Raw genomic sequence first — 15,796 nt, 5'->3', positions numbered from 1 at the left:
AAAGCGGCGCCGCAAGCTGGCGCTGCGACTGAACGTTGATTAGGCTTGATTCAAAGAGGGCTGCGCCGGTTCGCCGGACGCGGCGTTGGGGGAAACGAAGAGCATGATCAGGATTGCAGCGGCGCTGGCGGTGGCCGGTCTGGTGGTGAGCGGCCCGGCGGCCATGGCCCAACCCAAGGCAAAGGCGGGCGCCCAGGCGACCTACAAGGCGCCGCGGCTGACGGGCACGAAGCTCCCCGACCTCAATGGCGTCTGGCAGGTGATGAACTCGGCCGGCTGGGACGTCGAACCCCACGCGGCGCGCGCGGCGCTGCAGATGCGGCCCGGTCCCTACATCCCGGTGCCGGCGAAGGACGTGCTGGCCCTGGGCGCCGTGGGCGCCGTGCCGGGCGGCCTGGGCGTCGTGGAAGGCGGCGAGATCCCCTACACGCCGGACGCCAGGAAGATGCGCGACGAGAACCGCGCGAACTATCTGGATCGCGACCCGGAGGTGAAGTGCTACCTGCCGGGCGTGCCGCGGGCGAACTACATGCACCTGCCGTTCCAGATCTTCCAGTCCGAGAAGTCGCTGATGATCGCCTACGAATACGCGGGCGCGGTGCGCAACGTGATGTTCGACGATCCGGGCCCGGCGCCGGTCGATAGCTGGATGGGCCAGTCGGTGGCGAAGTGGGACGGCGACAGCCTGGTGATCACCGTCACCGGCCAGAACGACCGCACCTGGTTCGACCGCGCGGGCAATCACCATTCGGCCAATATGACGGTCGTGGAGCGCTATACGCCCACCGGCCCGAACACCATGCGCTACGAGGCGACGATCACCGACCCGGACACCTTCACCCGTCCGTGGAAGATGAGCATGAACCTCTACAAGCGGGTGGGCGAAGACGCTCAGCTGAACCAGTTCAAGTGCGTCGAGTTCGTGGAAGAGCTCATGTACGGGCACCTGCGGAAAGAGCCGCTGAAATAATCGAGACCGCCGTTCACCCGGCGGTCAGGGAAGAGACGACAGGATTGCATCCGGCGTTGGAGGCGCAAGATGGATAAGAAGCACTGGATCATTGGGGCCGTGGCCGGCGTGGCTCTCGGCGGCGCGATCGCCGGCGGCGCAGCCGTGGCGCACCACGCCTTCGCGGCGGAGTTCGACGGCAAGGCGCCGGTCCTGCTTCGCGGCAAGGTCACCCGCGTGGAGTGGATCAACCCGCACGCCTGGGTGCACATCGCCAACACCAACCCGCAGTATGCTCAGGGCGCCTGGATGGTGGAAGGCGGCACGCCGAACACCCTGCTGCGCGCCGGCATCGACCGCAACTCGCTGAAGCCCGGCACCGAGATCGTGGTCCGCGGCTACCAGTCGAAGGACAAGCTCTGCAAGCCGGCCTGCAAGGCCAACGGCCGCGACGTGACCTTCCCCGATGGCCGGAAGATCTTCATGGGCTCGTCGGGCACCGGCGCGCCGAAGGACGGCGCGGACGCCAGCGAACGGTAGCGTCCGACCGGATCGGATACGGAAAGGGGAGCCGAGAGGCTCCCCTTTTTTTTGTTGGTCTCTCTCCTGAAGCGGCGGCGCTCAGTAGTGCTTCGTCGCCGCGGCGGGCAGGGTCGGGATCACCGCTCCCCCGGGCGCCGTCGCCGGCTGCGGAAGGGCCTGGGGCGGGGGCACCGCGACGGGCGCGCCGCAGGCCTTGCCGGCCGACATGCCCGCCAGCATCGCCCGGCGTGTCTCGGCGACGCGGATCTGGTCGGCGGCCTGCTGCTGGGCGGTCGCCGCCCGCTGCTTGGCGGCGTAGGAGGCCTGGTTCGCCAAGCCGCCCAGGCCCGGCGCCCGGCTCAGGAGACCGCTCCGCATCAGGCCCTCGACCGCCAGCGTGCCGGCGGCGCCGGCGCCGCGCGCGGCGCCGTTGGCGCTGGAGATCTTGTTGTTGGCGTCGGCGATGGCCTGCTCGGCCCGCGCCAACTCGGCGGCCAGTCCGCTGCAGTCGAGGCTGGCGTCGGTCGGATAGCTGACCTGCAGCTGAGACTCCGCGCCGACAGCCGGCGCGGCGGCCAGCGCCAGGACAGCCGCCAGGCTGACCGCTTTGACGATATGCATCCCGAAATTCCCCCTGAACACCAGGCGCCGCGCCGTCGCGGCGTCCCCGTGCTGCCTAGGCGAGCCCGCCGGGGCGACGCATGACGCAAATGAACTAGACGGAGGCGTCGTCTGGGCGTGCGGCGCGGGCGAGGATCTCGGGCCAGCGTCTGGGGGTCATCAGCATGCCGGCGTCGTCGAAGACGCGGAGTTCGGCGGGCGCTGCGCCAAGGGCGTCCAGCAGGCTGGCCAGCGGCGCCGCGTCGCCCTGTGCCCCATGCCACACGGCCACCTGGGTCGATGGCGCGAGCGGCGGCGGCCTGTCGCGGCCGCGCCGGAAGGCGACCAGCTCCTGAACGGGTCCGCGGGAGCCGCGCGCCAGGCACTCCCCGACGTACTGGCAGACATAGTCGGCGAACTGCGGATTGGTTCTCAGCCACGCCGCGTCGCCCGGCGCCGCCGAGGCGACGCGGGTGATCATCTGACGGATGAGTTCAGGGGAGCGGCGGAACTGCAGGATGGCGAAGATCGCCTCCATCGCCCACGGCTGCCGCTCGAACCCCGCGCGCAGGCGGGCGAAGAGGCTGGAGGCGCGGTCGGTGGACGTCGGTTGCGGCGCCCGACCCGAGCACAACAGCACAAGGTCGACGCGCTCGCCCAGCCGTGCGGCCGTGTGCAACGCCGAGGCCGCGCCGGAAAGGATCGCGCCGATCCGCAGCCGCTGAACGCCGCGCTCGGCGAGGAAGCAGACCATGTCCTCGGCCACGGCCTCGAACCGGTAGGCGTGGGGCAAGGGATCCGACTGACCGAAGCCGGGCCGTTCGGGCGCGAGGAGGCGCAGACCCAGCGCGCGGGCGAGATCGTCGGTGCCGGGCGGCATGAGGCTGGAGCCCAGCCCTTCGTGGAAGGCCAGGAAGGCGCGTCCAGCGGGATCCCCATACTCGCGGAAGCCGAGCCAGCGGCCGTCAGGCAGCCGCATCCGCTGGAGGGGCGGGGCCTCCACAGCGGGCGCTTCGAAGGCCGGCGTCCCGCCCGCCATGCGGTCGAACTGGTGCATCGCTCGGACGAGGTCGGACTGGCGCTGGACGCCCACCTTGTCGAACACCGCCCGCAGCTGGTTGCGCGCCGTGTGGACCGAGACGCCGGCGGACTGCGCCGCCCGCTGGAGCGAGAGGCCGTTCGCCAGGTCCCGGGCAAGGCGCAGTTCGGCGTCGGTCAGCCGGAAGCTCTGGCGCAGCAGGTCCGAGGTCGCCTCGCCGCCCGCATCGGCAGAGAAGACGAGCAGGGCGCCCACATGCGGGGCCGCGTCGCCGATGAGGGCTCTGGCGGGTGCAGCGCTGGCGAACAGCGGGCCTTGGGCGGTGTCGAACCGCACGCCCACCCGCCGCCCCGTCCGGCGGGCGGTCTCCAGCGCCGCGGACGCCGCCCGGCCGTTGGTCTCGTCATCGAAGGCGAGCGGCTGGCCCGGTTCGGCCCGGCCAAGCGCGCGCAGGGAAGCCGCGGCCGCGCCGTTACAGGCGAGCACCCGCCCATTGGGAGCCGTCAGCACGACCCCCAGTTCGCCCACGGCAGGCGCGGTCGGCTCGCCTTCGCCCCGGGCGCGGGACAGGGCCGCCAGGGCGGCCACGGAGGCGATGTGGCCGGCGCCGTCGGAGGCCGTCCTAGGCGCTTCGCAGCCTGGCAGAACGTCGGCCAGGCATTCCCACTGGGCCGGGTCGCCCGCGATCCGGAGGAGGGCGCTGACGATGGGATCGCGGTCTGCCGAGATCATGACCGATCGCAACGGCCTGGCGGCCTCGCGTCAAGAGGGGCGGGGCTACTTGCCGGCCTTCTTCTCGGCTTCGAGCATCGGCTGGATCACGTATTTCTCGTGGCAGGCGACGCAGACCTCGTACAGGCGCCCGCCCGTGTCGAAGACGGCCTTCTTGTCCTTGGCCTCGGCGGCGGCCTTGGCCTCCAAGGCCCGCTCGGTCAGGAGCTTGGCGTACTTGTTCCACTCGTCGGCGGGTTCTCGCCCGCGCCCGGGAAGCATGAGCAGGTTGCCGGCCTCGGCGACGGTGGCGGCGCCGTCCTCGACGACCTTCCAGCCCTCGTCGGTGGTCGGCGCCAGGTCACGTTCGCCCTCCTCGGTCAGCTCGAAGCCCGAGCCGCGCCAGAAAGCGAAGGCGGCCGGGTCGACCACGTGGACCATGAGCTCCTGCATATCGAGGCCGGAGTACTGCGGCTCCTCCGCCTTCTTCTGGCACGAGGCGAGCAGCAGGACGGCGGCGGCCGCGAGGGCCAGCTTGGGCGTCAGACGGTGCAAAGCGTATCCCCCGACAAGCGCGCGATCGTTGCGTCGCGCGTCGTGGCCATTCTGCGCCACGGCGGCGCTTTGGTCCACAGATCGAGAGGCTTCAGCGTACCTGAATTTCGAGAAGCGACGTCCACATCTCGTCGGCGAACCGGACGACCTTCAGGTTGGCCGAGAAATGCTGCTTGGCCTCGACCAGCTCGACCATCTCGCGGGCGAGATCGACGCCGTCGTCCGACGGCGCCTGGACGACGCGCGAGGCGGCCGCCTCGAAGCGGCGTTCGGCGGCGGCCATGCCGCCACGGGCGATGGAGATCGCGTCCATGCAGCCTTCATGAGCCCGTCGGGCTTAAGGTCTTGCTGAAGGACATGGTGAACGCGCGCCGCTCGGGCGTATGATCACGAGCATTCCCGAGGAGGCTTCCATGCGCGTCCCGACCCTCGTGCTGCTGACCGCGTTCGCCGCCGGCGCGGCGCAGGCCCAGCCCGCCAGCGAGCGTCCGCCCACCTGGACGATCCAGTGCATCGACGTGAGCGGCGACACCGTTCCGGCCCGCTGCAACGTGCCGGCCAGCCGCGTCGATCAGAGCGAATTCATCTGCACCTGCCCCGCCGGCGGCATGCGCACACGCGTGCCGATCTGCGCGCCCGGCCAGAAGCCGCCGCCGGAAAACCTCGCCCTCAACAGGGTGCGCCGCGAGGCCTCTCGTGACGGCACGCTGGAGGGCGACAAGGTGGACGGACGGCCGATCTGCGTCGCGCCGCGGCGCTAGGCGCGGTCGGCTGCTACTTGCCGAGCGCGGCGTACACGGCCTTCTGGAAGATCGGCAGGGCCAGGCGCCCGCTCGGCCGCTGGCCCTGCATCGCGGTGACCGCCTCGGGGCCAAGGGGCATCGAGTCCTGGATCAGGAAGATCAGGATCATGTCCTCGGTGGGATCGGCCTGCCACCAGGTGCCGAAGGCGCCCGGCCAGCCGAACGCGCCTTCGCCGCCGGCGCCCATCCACTGGTGCTTCTCCGGGTCGAGGATCATCGAGACGCCCAGGCCGAAGCCCTGGCTCAGCCAGAACGGCATGCCGAGGAAACCGTGGCCGCGCTGCTCGTCGGTGAGCCGGTTGGTGCGCATCAGCTCGATGGTTTCGCGCTTCAGCAGGCGCACGCCGTCCAGTTCGCCGCCGTTCAGCATCATGCGTGCGAACTTCAGGTAGTCGTCGGCGGTCGAGATCAGGCCCCCGCCGCCGGCCTCGAAGGACAGGCGCTGCGGCGGCTCGGGCCAGGAGACGTCCTTGAGCGGCCCGCCGTCGGCCGGCGCCTGATAGAGGCGCGCCATGCGGTCGGCCTTGTCGGCCGGCATCCAGAAGTCGGTCTCATGCATGCCGAGCGGCGCGAAGATCCGCTCGCGAAGCACCTCGCCCAGCGTCTTGCCCTCGAGACGCGCCACCAGGAAGCCGAGGACCTCGGTGGCGTGGCTGTAGTGGAAGCGTTCGCCCGGCGCGTAGCTGAGCGGCAGCGTGCCCAGCTTCTTCAGCCACTCGTCCGGCGTGACGCCGTGCCCCAGCGGCGGCCCGAGCACATCCTCGTGCGCCTGGGCGATCGGGCCCACGGAGGTGAAGGCGTAGGCCAGGCCGGAACGGTGGGTCAGAAGGTCCTCGACCGTGATGTCGCGCGGCGCCGGATAGGTCTGGTCGATCGGGCCCGCCGCGTCCTTCAGGACCTGCATGTTCGAAAGCTCGGGAATCCAGCGGGTGATCGGATCGTCGAGCTTCAGCTTGCCTTCCTCGACCAGCATCATGGCCGCGACCGAAGTCGCAGGCTTGGTCATCGAGGCGATGCGGAACAGCGTGTCGCGCTGCATCGGGGCCTTGGCCGCGAGATCTCGGTAGCCGAGGGTGTTGACCTGCACGACCTCCCCACGCCGCCAGACGAGGGTGACCATGCCGGAAAGCGCGCCCTGATCGATCAGCCCCTGCAGGGCGGCGGGGACCTGCCCCAGGGCCTCGCGGTCGAAGCCGCCGGTGATCTGCGCGCCGTCCATGCCTGAGCTTCCTGATCCTGACTTATCGTTGGTCAGGCATACGGCCCGAGTGACGCGGGGTCCGTCAAGCCGAGGACGAGCGCGCTATTGCTCGGTCGGCGCCTCGTAGGTGGCCATCATCTCGCCCTTGGCCAGGGTGCGGGCCTTGAGTGCGTTCAGCAGTTCGTTCAGCGGGGTGTCGGGCCCCATCTCGATCCAGTCGTTCAGGGCGAAAACCTGGAAGTAGTAGCGATGGACGCCGTGGCCCGCCGGGGGGCGCGGACCGAACCAGCCGTAGCCGCCCATGTCGTTCTTTCCCTGGATCGCGCCCTGCGGCGAGATCAGCTTCGGGTCGTTGCCCAGGCCTTCCGGGATCGCCTGAACCTCGCCGCGGATGTTCCAGAGCATCCAGTGGACGAACGGCTCCTCGCGCGGCGCGTCGGGATCCTCGACCACGATCGCCCAGGCCTTCACGTCGGGCACGCTAGACCAGTTCAGCGGCGGGGAGATGTTGTCGTGATAGGCGGAGTGGCGGTCGGGCAGGCGGCCGTCCGCCTCCTGCACGGGGCAGGTCACCAGGACGCCGGTGTCGTAGATCGGGTCCACCCGCATGATGGTGATGGACTCGCCGGAATGCCGTTCGGGCTCGCTCATCGCTGGTCTCCTGCGTCGATGTCCTGAAGGGATCCAGACTAGAACCGAGAGCGAGGCTCGATGGTTGCGGGGCGTGCGGCGCCCGTCCGTGTTGCAGCGCACGCGATCTCAGCGTCTTCCTGAAGGGACCGGCGGCGGCAACGCCTTACGGGGCAAGGGCCCCTGCCGCTGCGGCATCGTCGCTGCAATGCGGCATTGAACGCGCTCGCCTTCGTGCGTATATGCGCGTCGCCTTCCGAGCGGGGCCCAGATTGGCTTTGGGGCTTTGTGCGTGTCGCCTCCCGCGGCTCACAGCGTTTGACGAGGACGATCTCCGCCATGCTGCTCACCCTGATGAAGTCCAAGCTGCACCGGGCGACGGTCACGCAGGCCGACCTGGACTACGAAGGCTCCATCGCCATCGATCGCGACCTGCTGGACGCCTCGGGCATCCTGCCGCACGAGCAGGTGGATGTGCTGAACATCACCAACGGCGCGCGCTTCACCACCTACGCCATCGAGGCGCCGCGCGGGTCCAAGGTGATCGGGGTGAACGGCGCGGCCGCGCGCCTCGTGCAGAAGGGCGACAAGGTCATCGTGGTGACCTATGGGATGCTGCCGGCCGAAGAGGCCCGGAACTATGCGCCCACGGTCGTACTCCTGGATGATGGCAACGAGATCAAGAAGGCCGCTTGAGGCCCTCCTGGCCGCCGCGTTCGCCGGCGGCCTGCTTTCCGCCTGCTCGCCCGACGCGCCGCCCGGCGTGGACAAGGCCGCGCTTGACGCCGCCATTTCCCGGGCGATTGGCGACCCCAACACCTGCGTGCTGATCGCCGAGAAGGGCGGGCGGACGCTCTATCGCTACAACACGGCCACCGCCTGCGCGAAGACGTACCCGGACTGCGAAGGTCCCGGCGAGATGTCGGTGGGCGAGTTGCTGGACGCCGTGGCCAAGGACGGGCGGCCCAGATACCTGAGCTGCCCGACCCTGGCGGACCGGTCGCGAGGCGTCGGCTGGGCCGCGGGCCCGGTGGCGGGGAAGCCACAGATCTACGCCGCCGTCATGGAGGGCGACCGCAGCTTCCCCGGCCGGATGATGGCCGACCGCCTGGAGGGCGCCTTCCGGCGCGCCGGCGTCTCTAGCGAGTGAGTTCGTAGAGGCCGCTGACGTCGACCCTGACCTTCAGTTCGCCGGCCGAGACCGACGTCCCGGCGTCCATCTCGCGCTTCACCATCATGGCCGCGGGCGGCATGATCGGCGGCGGAGCCGAATAGCCGCCCCCTTCCGTCAGGCTGACGAGGCGCAGGACCCGATGGCCGGTGGCGCGGGCGTAGAGGTCGGCCTTGGCGGCCAGCGCCGTCACCGCCTGTTCGCGGGCGGCGTTCTCGGCCGCGGTCGGATCCTTCAGGCCGAAGCTCACACCTTGCATCTGGTTGGCGCCCGCGTTGACCGTGGCGTCGACCACCGGGCCGAGGCGCTTCAGATCGTTGACGGTGACGGTGACGTTGTTCGACGCCTGATAGCCGACGAGCTGGGGCGGCTGGTTCTCGACGTAGCGGTACTGCGGGTTGAGGTTGAGGTTGGAGGTCTGGATGTCCTTGTCCGGCACGCCGGCCTTGCGGAGGCTCGCGACGACCGCGTTCATCCGCACAGCGTTCGCCTGCATGGCCTCGGCGGCGGTCTTGCCTTCCGTCATGACGCCCAGGGTGATGGTCGCCATGTCCGGCGCGATCTTCGTCTCGCCATAGGCGGCGAGGTTCAGCGTGGTGGCGCGGAACATGGTGTCGGCCGCCGGCGGCGCAGCCTGGGCCAGGGCGGCGGGGGCCGCGGCCGAGCAGGCCAGGGCGAGGGCGACGGCGGACGCGCGCATCAGGGTCTTCATCGAGGTCTCCTTCAGGTCCCGGGGGAGCGGACCTTGGCCCTGAAACTCCCAAGCTCAAGCTGAACGCAAGCTTTAAGGTGCGTGCAGCCCGTGGTAACCGGCCGGACCGCTGCTGGGGCCTGTAGCTCAATGGTTAGAGCCGGCCGCTCATAACGGTCTGGTTGCAGGTTCGAGTCCTGCCGGGCCCACCAGCGCCGCCTTTGACGCATGCCCGACACGTTCCACTTTTCGTTGCGGTTTTTCGACGGTCGGTCGTCCTGCTCAATAGCGTGACGCCTTGAGATAAGCTCAGCACGTCGGCTTGGAGCGGTCATGGGCCCTCGTACCCGGATCACGTCGGAGGAGGACCCTGGCTTGGCTGCGCGTCTGGACGCGCGCTTCCGCCGCCCGTTGATGAGCTATTTCCTGCGCCGTATGCGGGACCATGCCGAGGCTGAGGACCTGACCCAGCAGGTGTTCCTCAGGCTCCTCGCAGGGCGGAACGGCCTCGGCGACATCGAACATGCCGAAGGCTTCGTCTTCACCGTCGCCGCCAATCTGCTGCGCGACCGCAGCCGGCGCGCCTCTCGCCATTACGAACGGCCTCTGGACACCATCGACCTCGATCTCGTCGGCGAGGTGGTGGCGGACGCGGTCGAGGCCCGCTCCCCCGAACGCGTGCTGCTCGGCCGCGAGTCCCTCGCCGGCGCCTTGAAGGCGCTGGATCGCCTGGGCGCCAAGACCCGGGACATCTTCATCCTGCACCGGCTCGAGAACCTGAAGCATCGGGAGATCGCCGAGCTCTACGGCCTGTCCGCCAGCTCGGTGGAAAAGCATGTGATAAAGGCGACCCTTTTCCTGGCGCGCCGCTACGGAGGCGGCTCATGACCCGCGACGCTGAAGGCCTGCGCGCCCTGGCCGAGGCGTCGGCATGGCGCGTGCGGCTGACGGAACTGGAGGTCGATACGACCCCGGCCTTCGAGGCCTGGCGCGCCACGCCGGCGCATGCCGAAGCCTGGGACCAGGTCTGCCGACCGCATGCGTGGTGGGGAGAGCAGGCGGTCCAGCCGGAGGTGATGGCGTTGCGCGCCGCGGCGCTCGATCGCGCGCGCCAAGCGCAGGCCGCCCGTGGTCGACCCGGTGCGCGCCGCCGCCGGGCTTTGGCCCTGCTGGTGGCGAGCCTGCTGGTCGCCGTCGTCGGCGTCGGCGCCTGGTGGAGCACGGCGCCGCAGGTCTATCGCACCGCGCTCGGCGAGCGGCGGACGGTGACGCTGAAAGACGGCTCGAAGCTCGCCCTGGACGCCGGCACGGAGGTGCGGGTGCGCCTGGCGCCGCGCGCGCGACGCCTCGCCTTGATCCGCGGCCAGGCCCGTTTCGATGTCGCGCACGATACGGCCCGGCCCTTCACCGTCCGCGCAGCCGGCGCCGTCGTCGTGGCCACCGGCACCAGCTTCAACGTCGATCTTCTGGGCCGCGCGGTGACGGTCACCCTGATCGAGGGGCGGGTCAGCGTCCTGCGTGACGACGCAAGGGGGATGCTGCCCCTGGCGGTGGCGCCGACCAGACCGGGCGCACCGCTGCTGGCGAGACTCGTTCCCGGCCAGCAGCTGACCGTCGCCGCGGCGCCGGCGCCCGCGTCCGTCGACCCGGTCTCGCCCCCGATCCGGCTGGCGGTGGTCGACGCCGACAAGGCCGTCGCCTGGGAGACCGGACAACTCGTCTTCGACGACGAGCCGCTCGCCGCGGTCGCCGCCCGCGTCGGCCGCTACGCGCCGGCGAAGGTGGTGGTGGAGTCCTCCGCAGCTGATCTGACCCTGTCGGGCGTCTTCAACGCGGGAGATCTTTCCACCTTCCTGGATGTGGTGCAGCGCGCCCTGCCGGTCACCGCCGCCCAGGACGCCGATGGCACGATCCGACTGTCCCATCGCTGATCCGAACCCGAGGGCGCGCGGTGACGCCGGCGTGACGATTTTTCTGAGGATTCGCGACATCGCCTCGTCCTGCTCTCGTACAGGGGCCGCCGCAAAGGCGCCCGTGAGGGGGACGACGATCATGACCATCCAGCGTCGCACGCTGTTCCGCAGCGCCGCGCTTGCCGCGGCCTTGAGCGCTGGCCTAGGCCTTGCCGCCCCGCCGGCCGCACAGGCCCAGGCCCGCGACTACAGCTTCGACATCCGCGCCGGCACGCTCTCCGACACCCTGCGCGCCTTCGGCAAGACCACGCACCAGCAGCTGGCCTTCACCGAGGCGCTGACCGCCGGCAAGCGGGCTCCTGCCGTCCAGGGCCGCCTGAGCGGCGACGCGGCGCTGGCGCGGCTGCTCGCCGGCAGCGGGCTGGTCGCCGAGCGCACCGCCAGCGGCGGCATCGTCGTCCGCCGGGAGGAGCGCGCCGGCCCCCAGGGGCTCGCGGCGGCCCCCGCCGCCGCTGAGCCGACCGATGTGAGCGAACTGACGGTCACCGGCAGCAACATCCGGGGCCTGAAGAACCCGACGAGCCCGGTGAGCCTGTTCGACGCCGCCGCCATTGCCGACACGGGCTCCAGCACGGTCCAGGAGTTCCTGCGCAGCCTGCCGCAGAACTTCAGCGGTGGCGGCGCCGGCGCCAGTCAGGACGGCATCCTGGGCGGCGGCCAGAACCGCAACGCCAATAACGAGGCGGCGAGCGGGGTGAACCTGCGCGGCCTCGGGAACAAGGCGACCCTGGTGCTGCTGGACGGCCATCGGATGGCGCCGTCGGCGTTCGGCGCCTTCGTCGACGTCTCCGCCATTCCGCTGGCCGCCATCCAGCGCATCGATGTGCTCACCGACGGCGCCTCGTCGGTCTATGGCGCAGACGCCGTGGGCGGCGTGGTCAACCTGATCCTGCGCAAGGACTTCGACGGCGCGGAGACGGCTGTCCGCGTGGGCGCGGTCACCGACGGCGGCTACCGGCAGCAGACGCTCAGCCAGCTGATCGGCCGGGCGTGGAACGGCGGCGGCGTCCTCGCCAATGTGCAGTACGACCACCAGAAGCGTCTATCGGCCACCGAGCGGTCCTTCACGGCCGCGGTGCCGCGCCACACGGACATCCTCCCCACCTACGACAAGCTGACCGCGGTGCTCAGCGCACACCAGGATCTCGGAGCGGGCTTCACCGTCTACGGGGACGCGCTGCTCGGCCAGACGCTGCTCTGGCGCAAGAGCACCTCGGGCCCCACCGCCGTCGAATACGGGAAGGTCCGAACCGAAGGGACGAACCTGCACGGCGGCTTGCGTTACACCCGCGGCGACTGGCGGGCGGATCTCTCCGGAACCCTCAGCAGCCAGGTGCTATGGCGCCGTGCGCTCGTACAGTCGCCGCCGCGCGCCGGCTATCGCCTGGGCGATATCGGCCTGAAGAACACCCAGGACGTCTCGTCTATCGATCTCAATATCGACGGGCGCCTGTTCGACCTGCCGGGCGGGCCGGTGAAGCTCGCCGTCGGCGGCGGCTATCGCGAGGAGGAGTTCGCCAGCGTCCTGCCGTATTCGACGGCGGCGAACCGCCTGCGCACCGTCGACCGCACCGTCCGGTCGGTCTATGCGGAAATGGCGGCGCCGATCGTCGGCGAGGCCAACGCCAGGCCGCTTGTACAGGCGCTCGATCTGTCGGCCGCCGTCCGCTACGACCGTTACTCCGCCTTCGGAGGGACGACCAACCCCAAGATCGGGCTGCGCTGGGAGCCGGTCGAGGGCTTCGCGCTGCGCGGCGCCTGGGGCACGTCCTTCCGGGCGCCGGCCGCCGACGAACTGCTCAACCAGACGCAGGGTATCCTGCTGGCCAGCCTGACGTTCACGGCGCCGAGCGGCGTCGGCACCGTGCCGGCCTTCATCCAGCAGGGCCAGGCGCCGGGTCTCGGCCCGGAGGAGGCGGAGACCTTGAGCTTTGGCGTCGACTGGAACAGCCGGCGCTGGCCCGGCGCGCGCCTGCAGCTGAACTATTACGACATCGACTATCGCGACCGCATCGTCACGCCCACCTTCGACACCACGGCGCTTGCCCGCCCCGGCATCTACGGCTCCCTGATCTCGACTTTCGCCAACGATGCGGAGGCGCAGGCCTACGTCAGCGCCCACGTCGCCGCGGGCGGCCAGTTCCTGAATCTGGCGAACACAACGGGCGCCGGGGTGCGCTACCTCTACCGGGCCAACACCATCAACGCGGCCATCGTCCGCCAGAACGGTCTCGACGGCTCGGCCGGCTATGCGTTCGAGCGTGGGGCCGACCGTTACGATCTGGGCATCGACGCCAGTTACATCCTGAAGATCACCTCGCGGCTGGCCGCGGGCTCGGACCCGCAGGACGTGCTCAACAATCTCGGCGAGCCCAACCGCCTGCGCGTGCGCGGTCATGCCGGCTGGTCGCGCGGCCCCTGGCGGGTCAACGCGGCGGTCAACCACGTAGGACCCTACCACAATAGCTTCACCCTCCCGGCCGGCGAGGTGAAGGCGTGGACGACGGCGGATCTGGTGGTCGCCTACAGGTCCGAGGCGCGGGCGACATCGCCGGCGCACGGCCTCAGCGTCTCGCTGGCGGTCATCAACGCCTTCGACGCCAAGCCGCCGTATGTGGCGACCGCCGGGACGATGACCACAGGCGTCCACTACGACGCCGCCAACGCCGATCCCCGCGGCCGCTATGTCACGCTGGAGGTGCGCAAGTCATGGTGACCGCCCGTCGTATGGCTCTCGGAGCGACGTCTGCTCTCCTCGTCGGCGGTTTGGCGCTGGCGCCGGTCGACGCCCGGTCGGCGGAGGTCAGCCCCAGGCCGCCCGCCGTATCGCCTGAAGCCGCCCCGGCGGCGGCCCAGGCCGTCCTCAAGGCTGAGCTCGAAGCCCTGAAGCTTCCCTACGGCCAGGCTCACGCGGTTTCGCCGGACGGCCGTTGGCTCGCCTACGGCGTCACGCGCGCCGATGTGGAAGCCAACCGCACGGTGCTGGAACTGCGGCTGCAGGATCTTGTCCATCCCGACCTTCCGACCCGGGTGCTCGCGCGTCATGAGGCTGATGGCGCTGCGAGCCTCAGCTCCTTGCGCTTCTCGGCAGACAGCCGAAGCCTCGTGTTCATCGATCCGGCCGATCGCAAGCGCCTGCGTCTCGTCGATCTCGCGACCGGCGCGGCCAGCTCGCTCGCGCCGCCCGTGACGGGCGAGGGCGACGGCTACGTGTCCATCGCCGATGTGGACTGGTCTGCTGGCGATCGGCGCCTTGCGGTGATCGTCAACCGCACCGTGCCGGCTCCGGCGCTGCAGCAAGGTGTCTCCGTCTCGCCGGAATGGAACCACCGCACGCCTCTGCAACCGTCTGGCGAAAGCCGCCTGCTCGTGCTCGATCGCGCCACGGGCGCCGTGCTTGCCCGCTCACAGACAGGACTCCTCCTCTCGGAGGTGAACGGCTCGCCGGCGACCGAGCTCGTGGCGTTGGCGGGCTTTGCGCGGCGCGGTGTGGGCGAGGCCGCGACCACCGATGGCCAGCTGTTCACACGCGTGGGCCTGTTCGATCCGAAGACCGGCGCGATCGACTTCGTCGGGCCGGCTTACAGCGACAACCCGAGGTTCTCCCCGGATGCGAAGACCTTGGCCTTCCGGACGGCGGTCGACGGGGACGTCTACAAGCCCGCTCAGGTCGGCCTTTACCGGATCGCCGACCGACGCATCGCGCGGTTCGGCGAGACCTGGGATGGCGGCGCGCCCCAGGATTTCGAGTGGATCGACGGCAAGACCCTGGCCGGGTGGGGCTATGAGGGACTGGGCTGCGGCATCCAGTTTGTCGACGTGACGGCGAGGCGCACCTGGTCGGCCGGTTCTCGCAGCCTTGCGTGCGATCAACGCCCAGCCGTGGCGCGCGCCCGCGGCGAGGTGGTCTTCGTCCGCCAGCACTATGAAAAGATGCCGGATCTCTGGGCGTCGTCCGCCGCACGCTGGGCGCCGCGCCGTCTCACCAACCTCAATCCCGACCTCAATGTGAGACTGGAGGCTTCCGCACAGGTGCGCGAGTTGACCTGGCCCAGTCGGGATGGGCGCTTCACGATCCATGGCGTGCTGCTGACGCCCCGGGATCGACCCGGGCCGTTTCCGCTGATCGCCTCGATCATGGGTGGTCCCTCGCCGGTCACCGCCGCGCTCATGGGCGACGGCAATGCGCAGCATCTCAACCAGCCGAGTCTCGCAGCCGGCTACGCGGTTCTCCTGCCCGCCACGCGCGGCCGCGGCGGGTTCGGCCGCGCCTTCGCGCACGGCATCCGCAACTACAGCGACTACATGGCCGGTCCCTTGACCGACGTTCTGGAGGGCGTCGCGCTGGTGGAGAAGATGGGACTTGCGCGCCCCGACGAGACCGCCTGGATGGGCTTCAGCTATGGCGCCTCGCTCGGCGCCTACGCCACCACCCAGACAACGAAGTTCAAGGCGGCCTTGCTGGGGGACACCGGCGAACAGGACTACCTGAACACCGCCTTCCGGCGCATCGGCAGCTATGGTCACCACATCGCCGAGATCAATACCGGGCAGGAGGACCCCTTCACGCCCGAAGGCATCGCCCACCTGCGCAGCATCTCCTCTGTGACCTATCTGCCGAGATCAACGACGCCGACCATGCTCCAGTGCGGGGTGTTGGCGCCGGCGGTCCAGCAGGGCTGCATGGTGGTCTTCCAGGGCTTGTCCTACCTGAAGGTGCCGACCGAGATGGTGGTTTATCCCAGAACCGGTCACGGCATCACCGAGCCAGGCCTGCAGTACGACGCCGAGAGGCGTCGTCTGGCATGGTTCGATCGCTGGATGACCGCGCCCCGGTGGACGCCATCGGCCGCCGTCGACGAGCGCCTTAGAGGCGGCGCTCGCCAGTAGAGCCATAGCGGGGCGGTTTCCCTGGCGGCGCAGCGGTCCTTCGCGAGGGGGGCGCCGGCGC

The 15,796-nt window shown here is 70.2% G+C and carries 16 protein-coding genes and 1 tRNA gene; 10 read left to right on the top strand and 7 right to left on the bottom strand.

Translation table 11 applies throughout. The features are described from left to right. Positions 1-103: 103 nt before the first annotated feature. Both ACO2Q0_RS04775 and ACO2Q0_RS04770 read left to right on the top strand, forming a co-directional pair. Positions 104-970, top strand: a complete 867-nt coding sequence (locus ACO2Q0_RS04775) for a hypothetical protein (protein ID WP_423350331.1) — start codon at positions 104-106, stop codon at positions 968-970. A gap of 69 nt (positions 971-1,039) precedes the next feature. Further along, the gene (locus tag ACO2Q0_RS04770) at positions 1,040-1,489 is read left to right on the top strand and encodes a DUF6152 family protein (protein ID WP_423350330.1); all 450 of its coding nucleotides are present in this window, start codon (positions 1,040-1,042) and stop codon (positions 1,487-1,489) included. Between the two features lie 81 nt (positions 1,490-1,570). Here ACO2Q0_RS04770 and ACO2Q0_RS04765 read toward each other — a convergent pair whose 3' ends face one another. The 4 genes from ACO2Q0_RS04765 to ACO2Q0_RS04750 all read right to left on the bottom strand — a co-directional run bounded on the left by ACO2Q0_RS04765 (position 1,571) and on the right by ACO2Q0_RS04750 (position 4,689). Continuing rightward, the gene (locus ACO2Q0_RS04765; RefSeq protein WP_423350329.1) at positions 1,571-2,092 is read right to left on the bottom strand and encodes a hypothetical protein; all 522 of its coding nucleotides are present in this window, start codon (positions 2,090-2,092) and stop codon (positions 1,571-1,573) included. A gap of 94 nt (positions 2,093-2,186) precedes the next feature. After that, on the bottom strand, positions 2,187-3,842 hold the full coding sequence (locus ACO2Q0_RS04760; RefSeq protein ID WP_423350328.1) for an alpha/beta fold hydrolase: 1,656 nt from the start codon (positions 3,840-3,842) through the stop codon (positions 2,187-2,189). Positions 3,843-3,887: 45 nt separating this feature from the next. After that, positions 3,888-4,376, bottom strand: a complete 489-nt coding sequence (locus tag ACO2Q0_RS04755) for a hypothetical protein (protein WP_423350327.1) — start codon at positions 4,374-4,376, stop codon at positions 3,888-3,890. 91 nt (positions 4,377-4,467) lie between these two features. Next, complete coding sequence (locus tag ACO2Q0_RS04750; protein WP_423350326.1) at positions 4,468-4,689, bottom strand: flagellar basal body rod C-terminal domain-containing protein; 222 nt, start codon at positions 4,687-4,689, stop codon at positions 4,468-4,470. 100 nt (positions 4,690-4,789) lie between these two features. Between ACO2Q0_RS04750 and ACO2Q0_RS04745 the strand changes: the two genes are divergently transcribed. Beyond that, positions 4,790-5,137, top strand: a complete 348-nt coding sequence (locus ACO2Q0_RS04745) for a hypothetical protein (RefSeq protein WP_423350325.1) — start codon at positions 4,790-4,792, stop codon at positions 5,135-5,137. 13 nt (positions 5,138-5,150) lie between these two features. On the opposite strand, the gene ACO2Q0_RS04740 is transcribed toward ACO2Q0_RS04745, so the two are convergent. Beyond that, positions 5,151-6,398 carry a serine hydrolase domain-containing protein gene (locus tag ACO2Q0_RS04740; RefSeq protein WP_423350324.1) on the bottom strand — a complete coding sequence of 416 codons (1,248 nt, stop codon included), beginning with the start codon at positions 6,396-6,398 and terminating at the stop codon, positions 5,151-5,153. 84 nt (positions 6,399-6,482) lie between these two features. Next, a complete protein-coding gene (locus tag ACO2Q0_RS04735; protein ID WP_423350323.1) occupies positions 6,483-7,031 on the bottom strand; it encodes a YbhB/YbcL family Raf kinase inhibitor-like protein in 549 nt (182 codons plus the stop codon). Positions 7,032-7,349: 318 nt separating this feature from the next. Between ACO2Q0_RS04735 and panD the strand changes: the two genes are divergently transcribed. Both panD and ACO2Q0_RS04725 read left to right on the top strand, forming a co-directional pair. Further along, positions 7,350-7,706, top strand: coding sequence for an aspartate 1-decarboxylase (gene panD, locus ACO2Q0_RS04730; protein ID WP_423350322.1), 357 nt, complete (start codon positions 7,350-7,352; stop codon positions 7,704-7,706). A 67-nt stretch (positions 7,707-7,773) separates the two neighbouring features. Continuing rightward, positions 7,774-8,160, top strand: coding sequence for a hypothetical protein (locus tag ACO2Q0_RS04725; protein WP_423350321.1), 387 nt, complete (start codon positions 7,774-7,776; stop codon positions 8,158-8,160). On the opposite strand, the gene ACO2Q0_RS04720 is transcribed toward ACO2Q0_RS04725, so the two are convergent. Further along, positions 8,150-8,893 (bottom strand): SIMPL domain-containing protein, encoded by a 744-nt coding sequence (locus tag ACO2Q0_RS04720; RefSeq protein WP_423350320.1) that lies wholly within the window; start codon positions 8,891-8,893, stop codon positions 8,150-8,152. The genes ACO2Q0_RS04725 and ACO2Q0_RS04720 overlap by 11 nt on opposite strands. Before the next feature lie 115 nt (positions 8,894-9,008). Here ACO2Q0_RS04720 and ACO2Q0_RS04715 point away from each other — a divergent pair. The 5 genes from ACO2Q0_RS04715 (at position 9,009) to ACO2Q0_RS04695 (ending at position 15,735) form a co-directional block, all read left to right on the top strand. Beyond that, positions 9,009-9,084: transfer RNA gene (locus ACO2Q0_RS04715), tRNA-Ile, on the top strand. 121 nt (positions 9,085-9,205) lie between these two features. Further along, a complete protein-coding gene (locus ACO2Q0_RS04710; protein ID WP_423350319.1) occupies positions 9,206-9,760 on the top strand; it encodes an RNA polymerase sigma factor in 555 nt (184 codons plus the stop codon). Next, positions 9,757-10,803 (top strand): FecR family protein, encoded by a 1,047-nt coding sequence (locus ACO2Q0_RS04705; protein ID WP_423350318.1) that lies wholly within the window; start codon positions 9,757-9,759, stop codon positions 10,801-10,803. The genes ACO2Q0_RS04710 and ACO2Q0_RS04705 overlap by 4 nt, the downstream gene beginning before the upstream one ends. Before the next feature lie 121 nt (positions 10,804-10,924). Beyond that, a complete protein-coding gene (locus tag ACO2Q0_RS04700; protein WP_423350317.1) occupies positions 10,925-13,561 on the top strand; it encodes a TonB-dependent receptor domain-containing protein in 2,637 nt (878 codons plus the stop codon). A 245-nt stretch (positions 13,562-13,806) separates the two neighbouring features. Then, positions 13,807-15,735, top strand: coding sequence for an alpha/beta hydrolase family protein (locus ACO2Q0_RS04695; RefSeq protein WP_423350316.1), 1,929 nt, complete (start codon positions 13,807-13,809; stop codon positions 15,733-15,735). Positions 15,736-15,796: the final 61 nt, after the last annotated feature.

The organism is Phenylobacterium sp. VNQ135, assembly GCF_049445735.1.
Taxonomy (GTDB): Bacteria; Pseudomonadota; Alphaproteobacteria; order Caulobacterales; family Caulobacteraceae; genus Phenylobacterium.
This window is presented reverse-complemented; position numbering and strand designations above follow the sequence as displayed.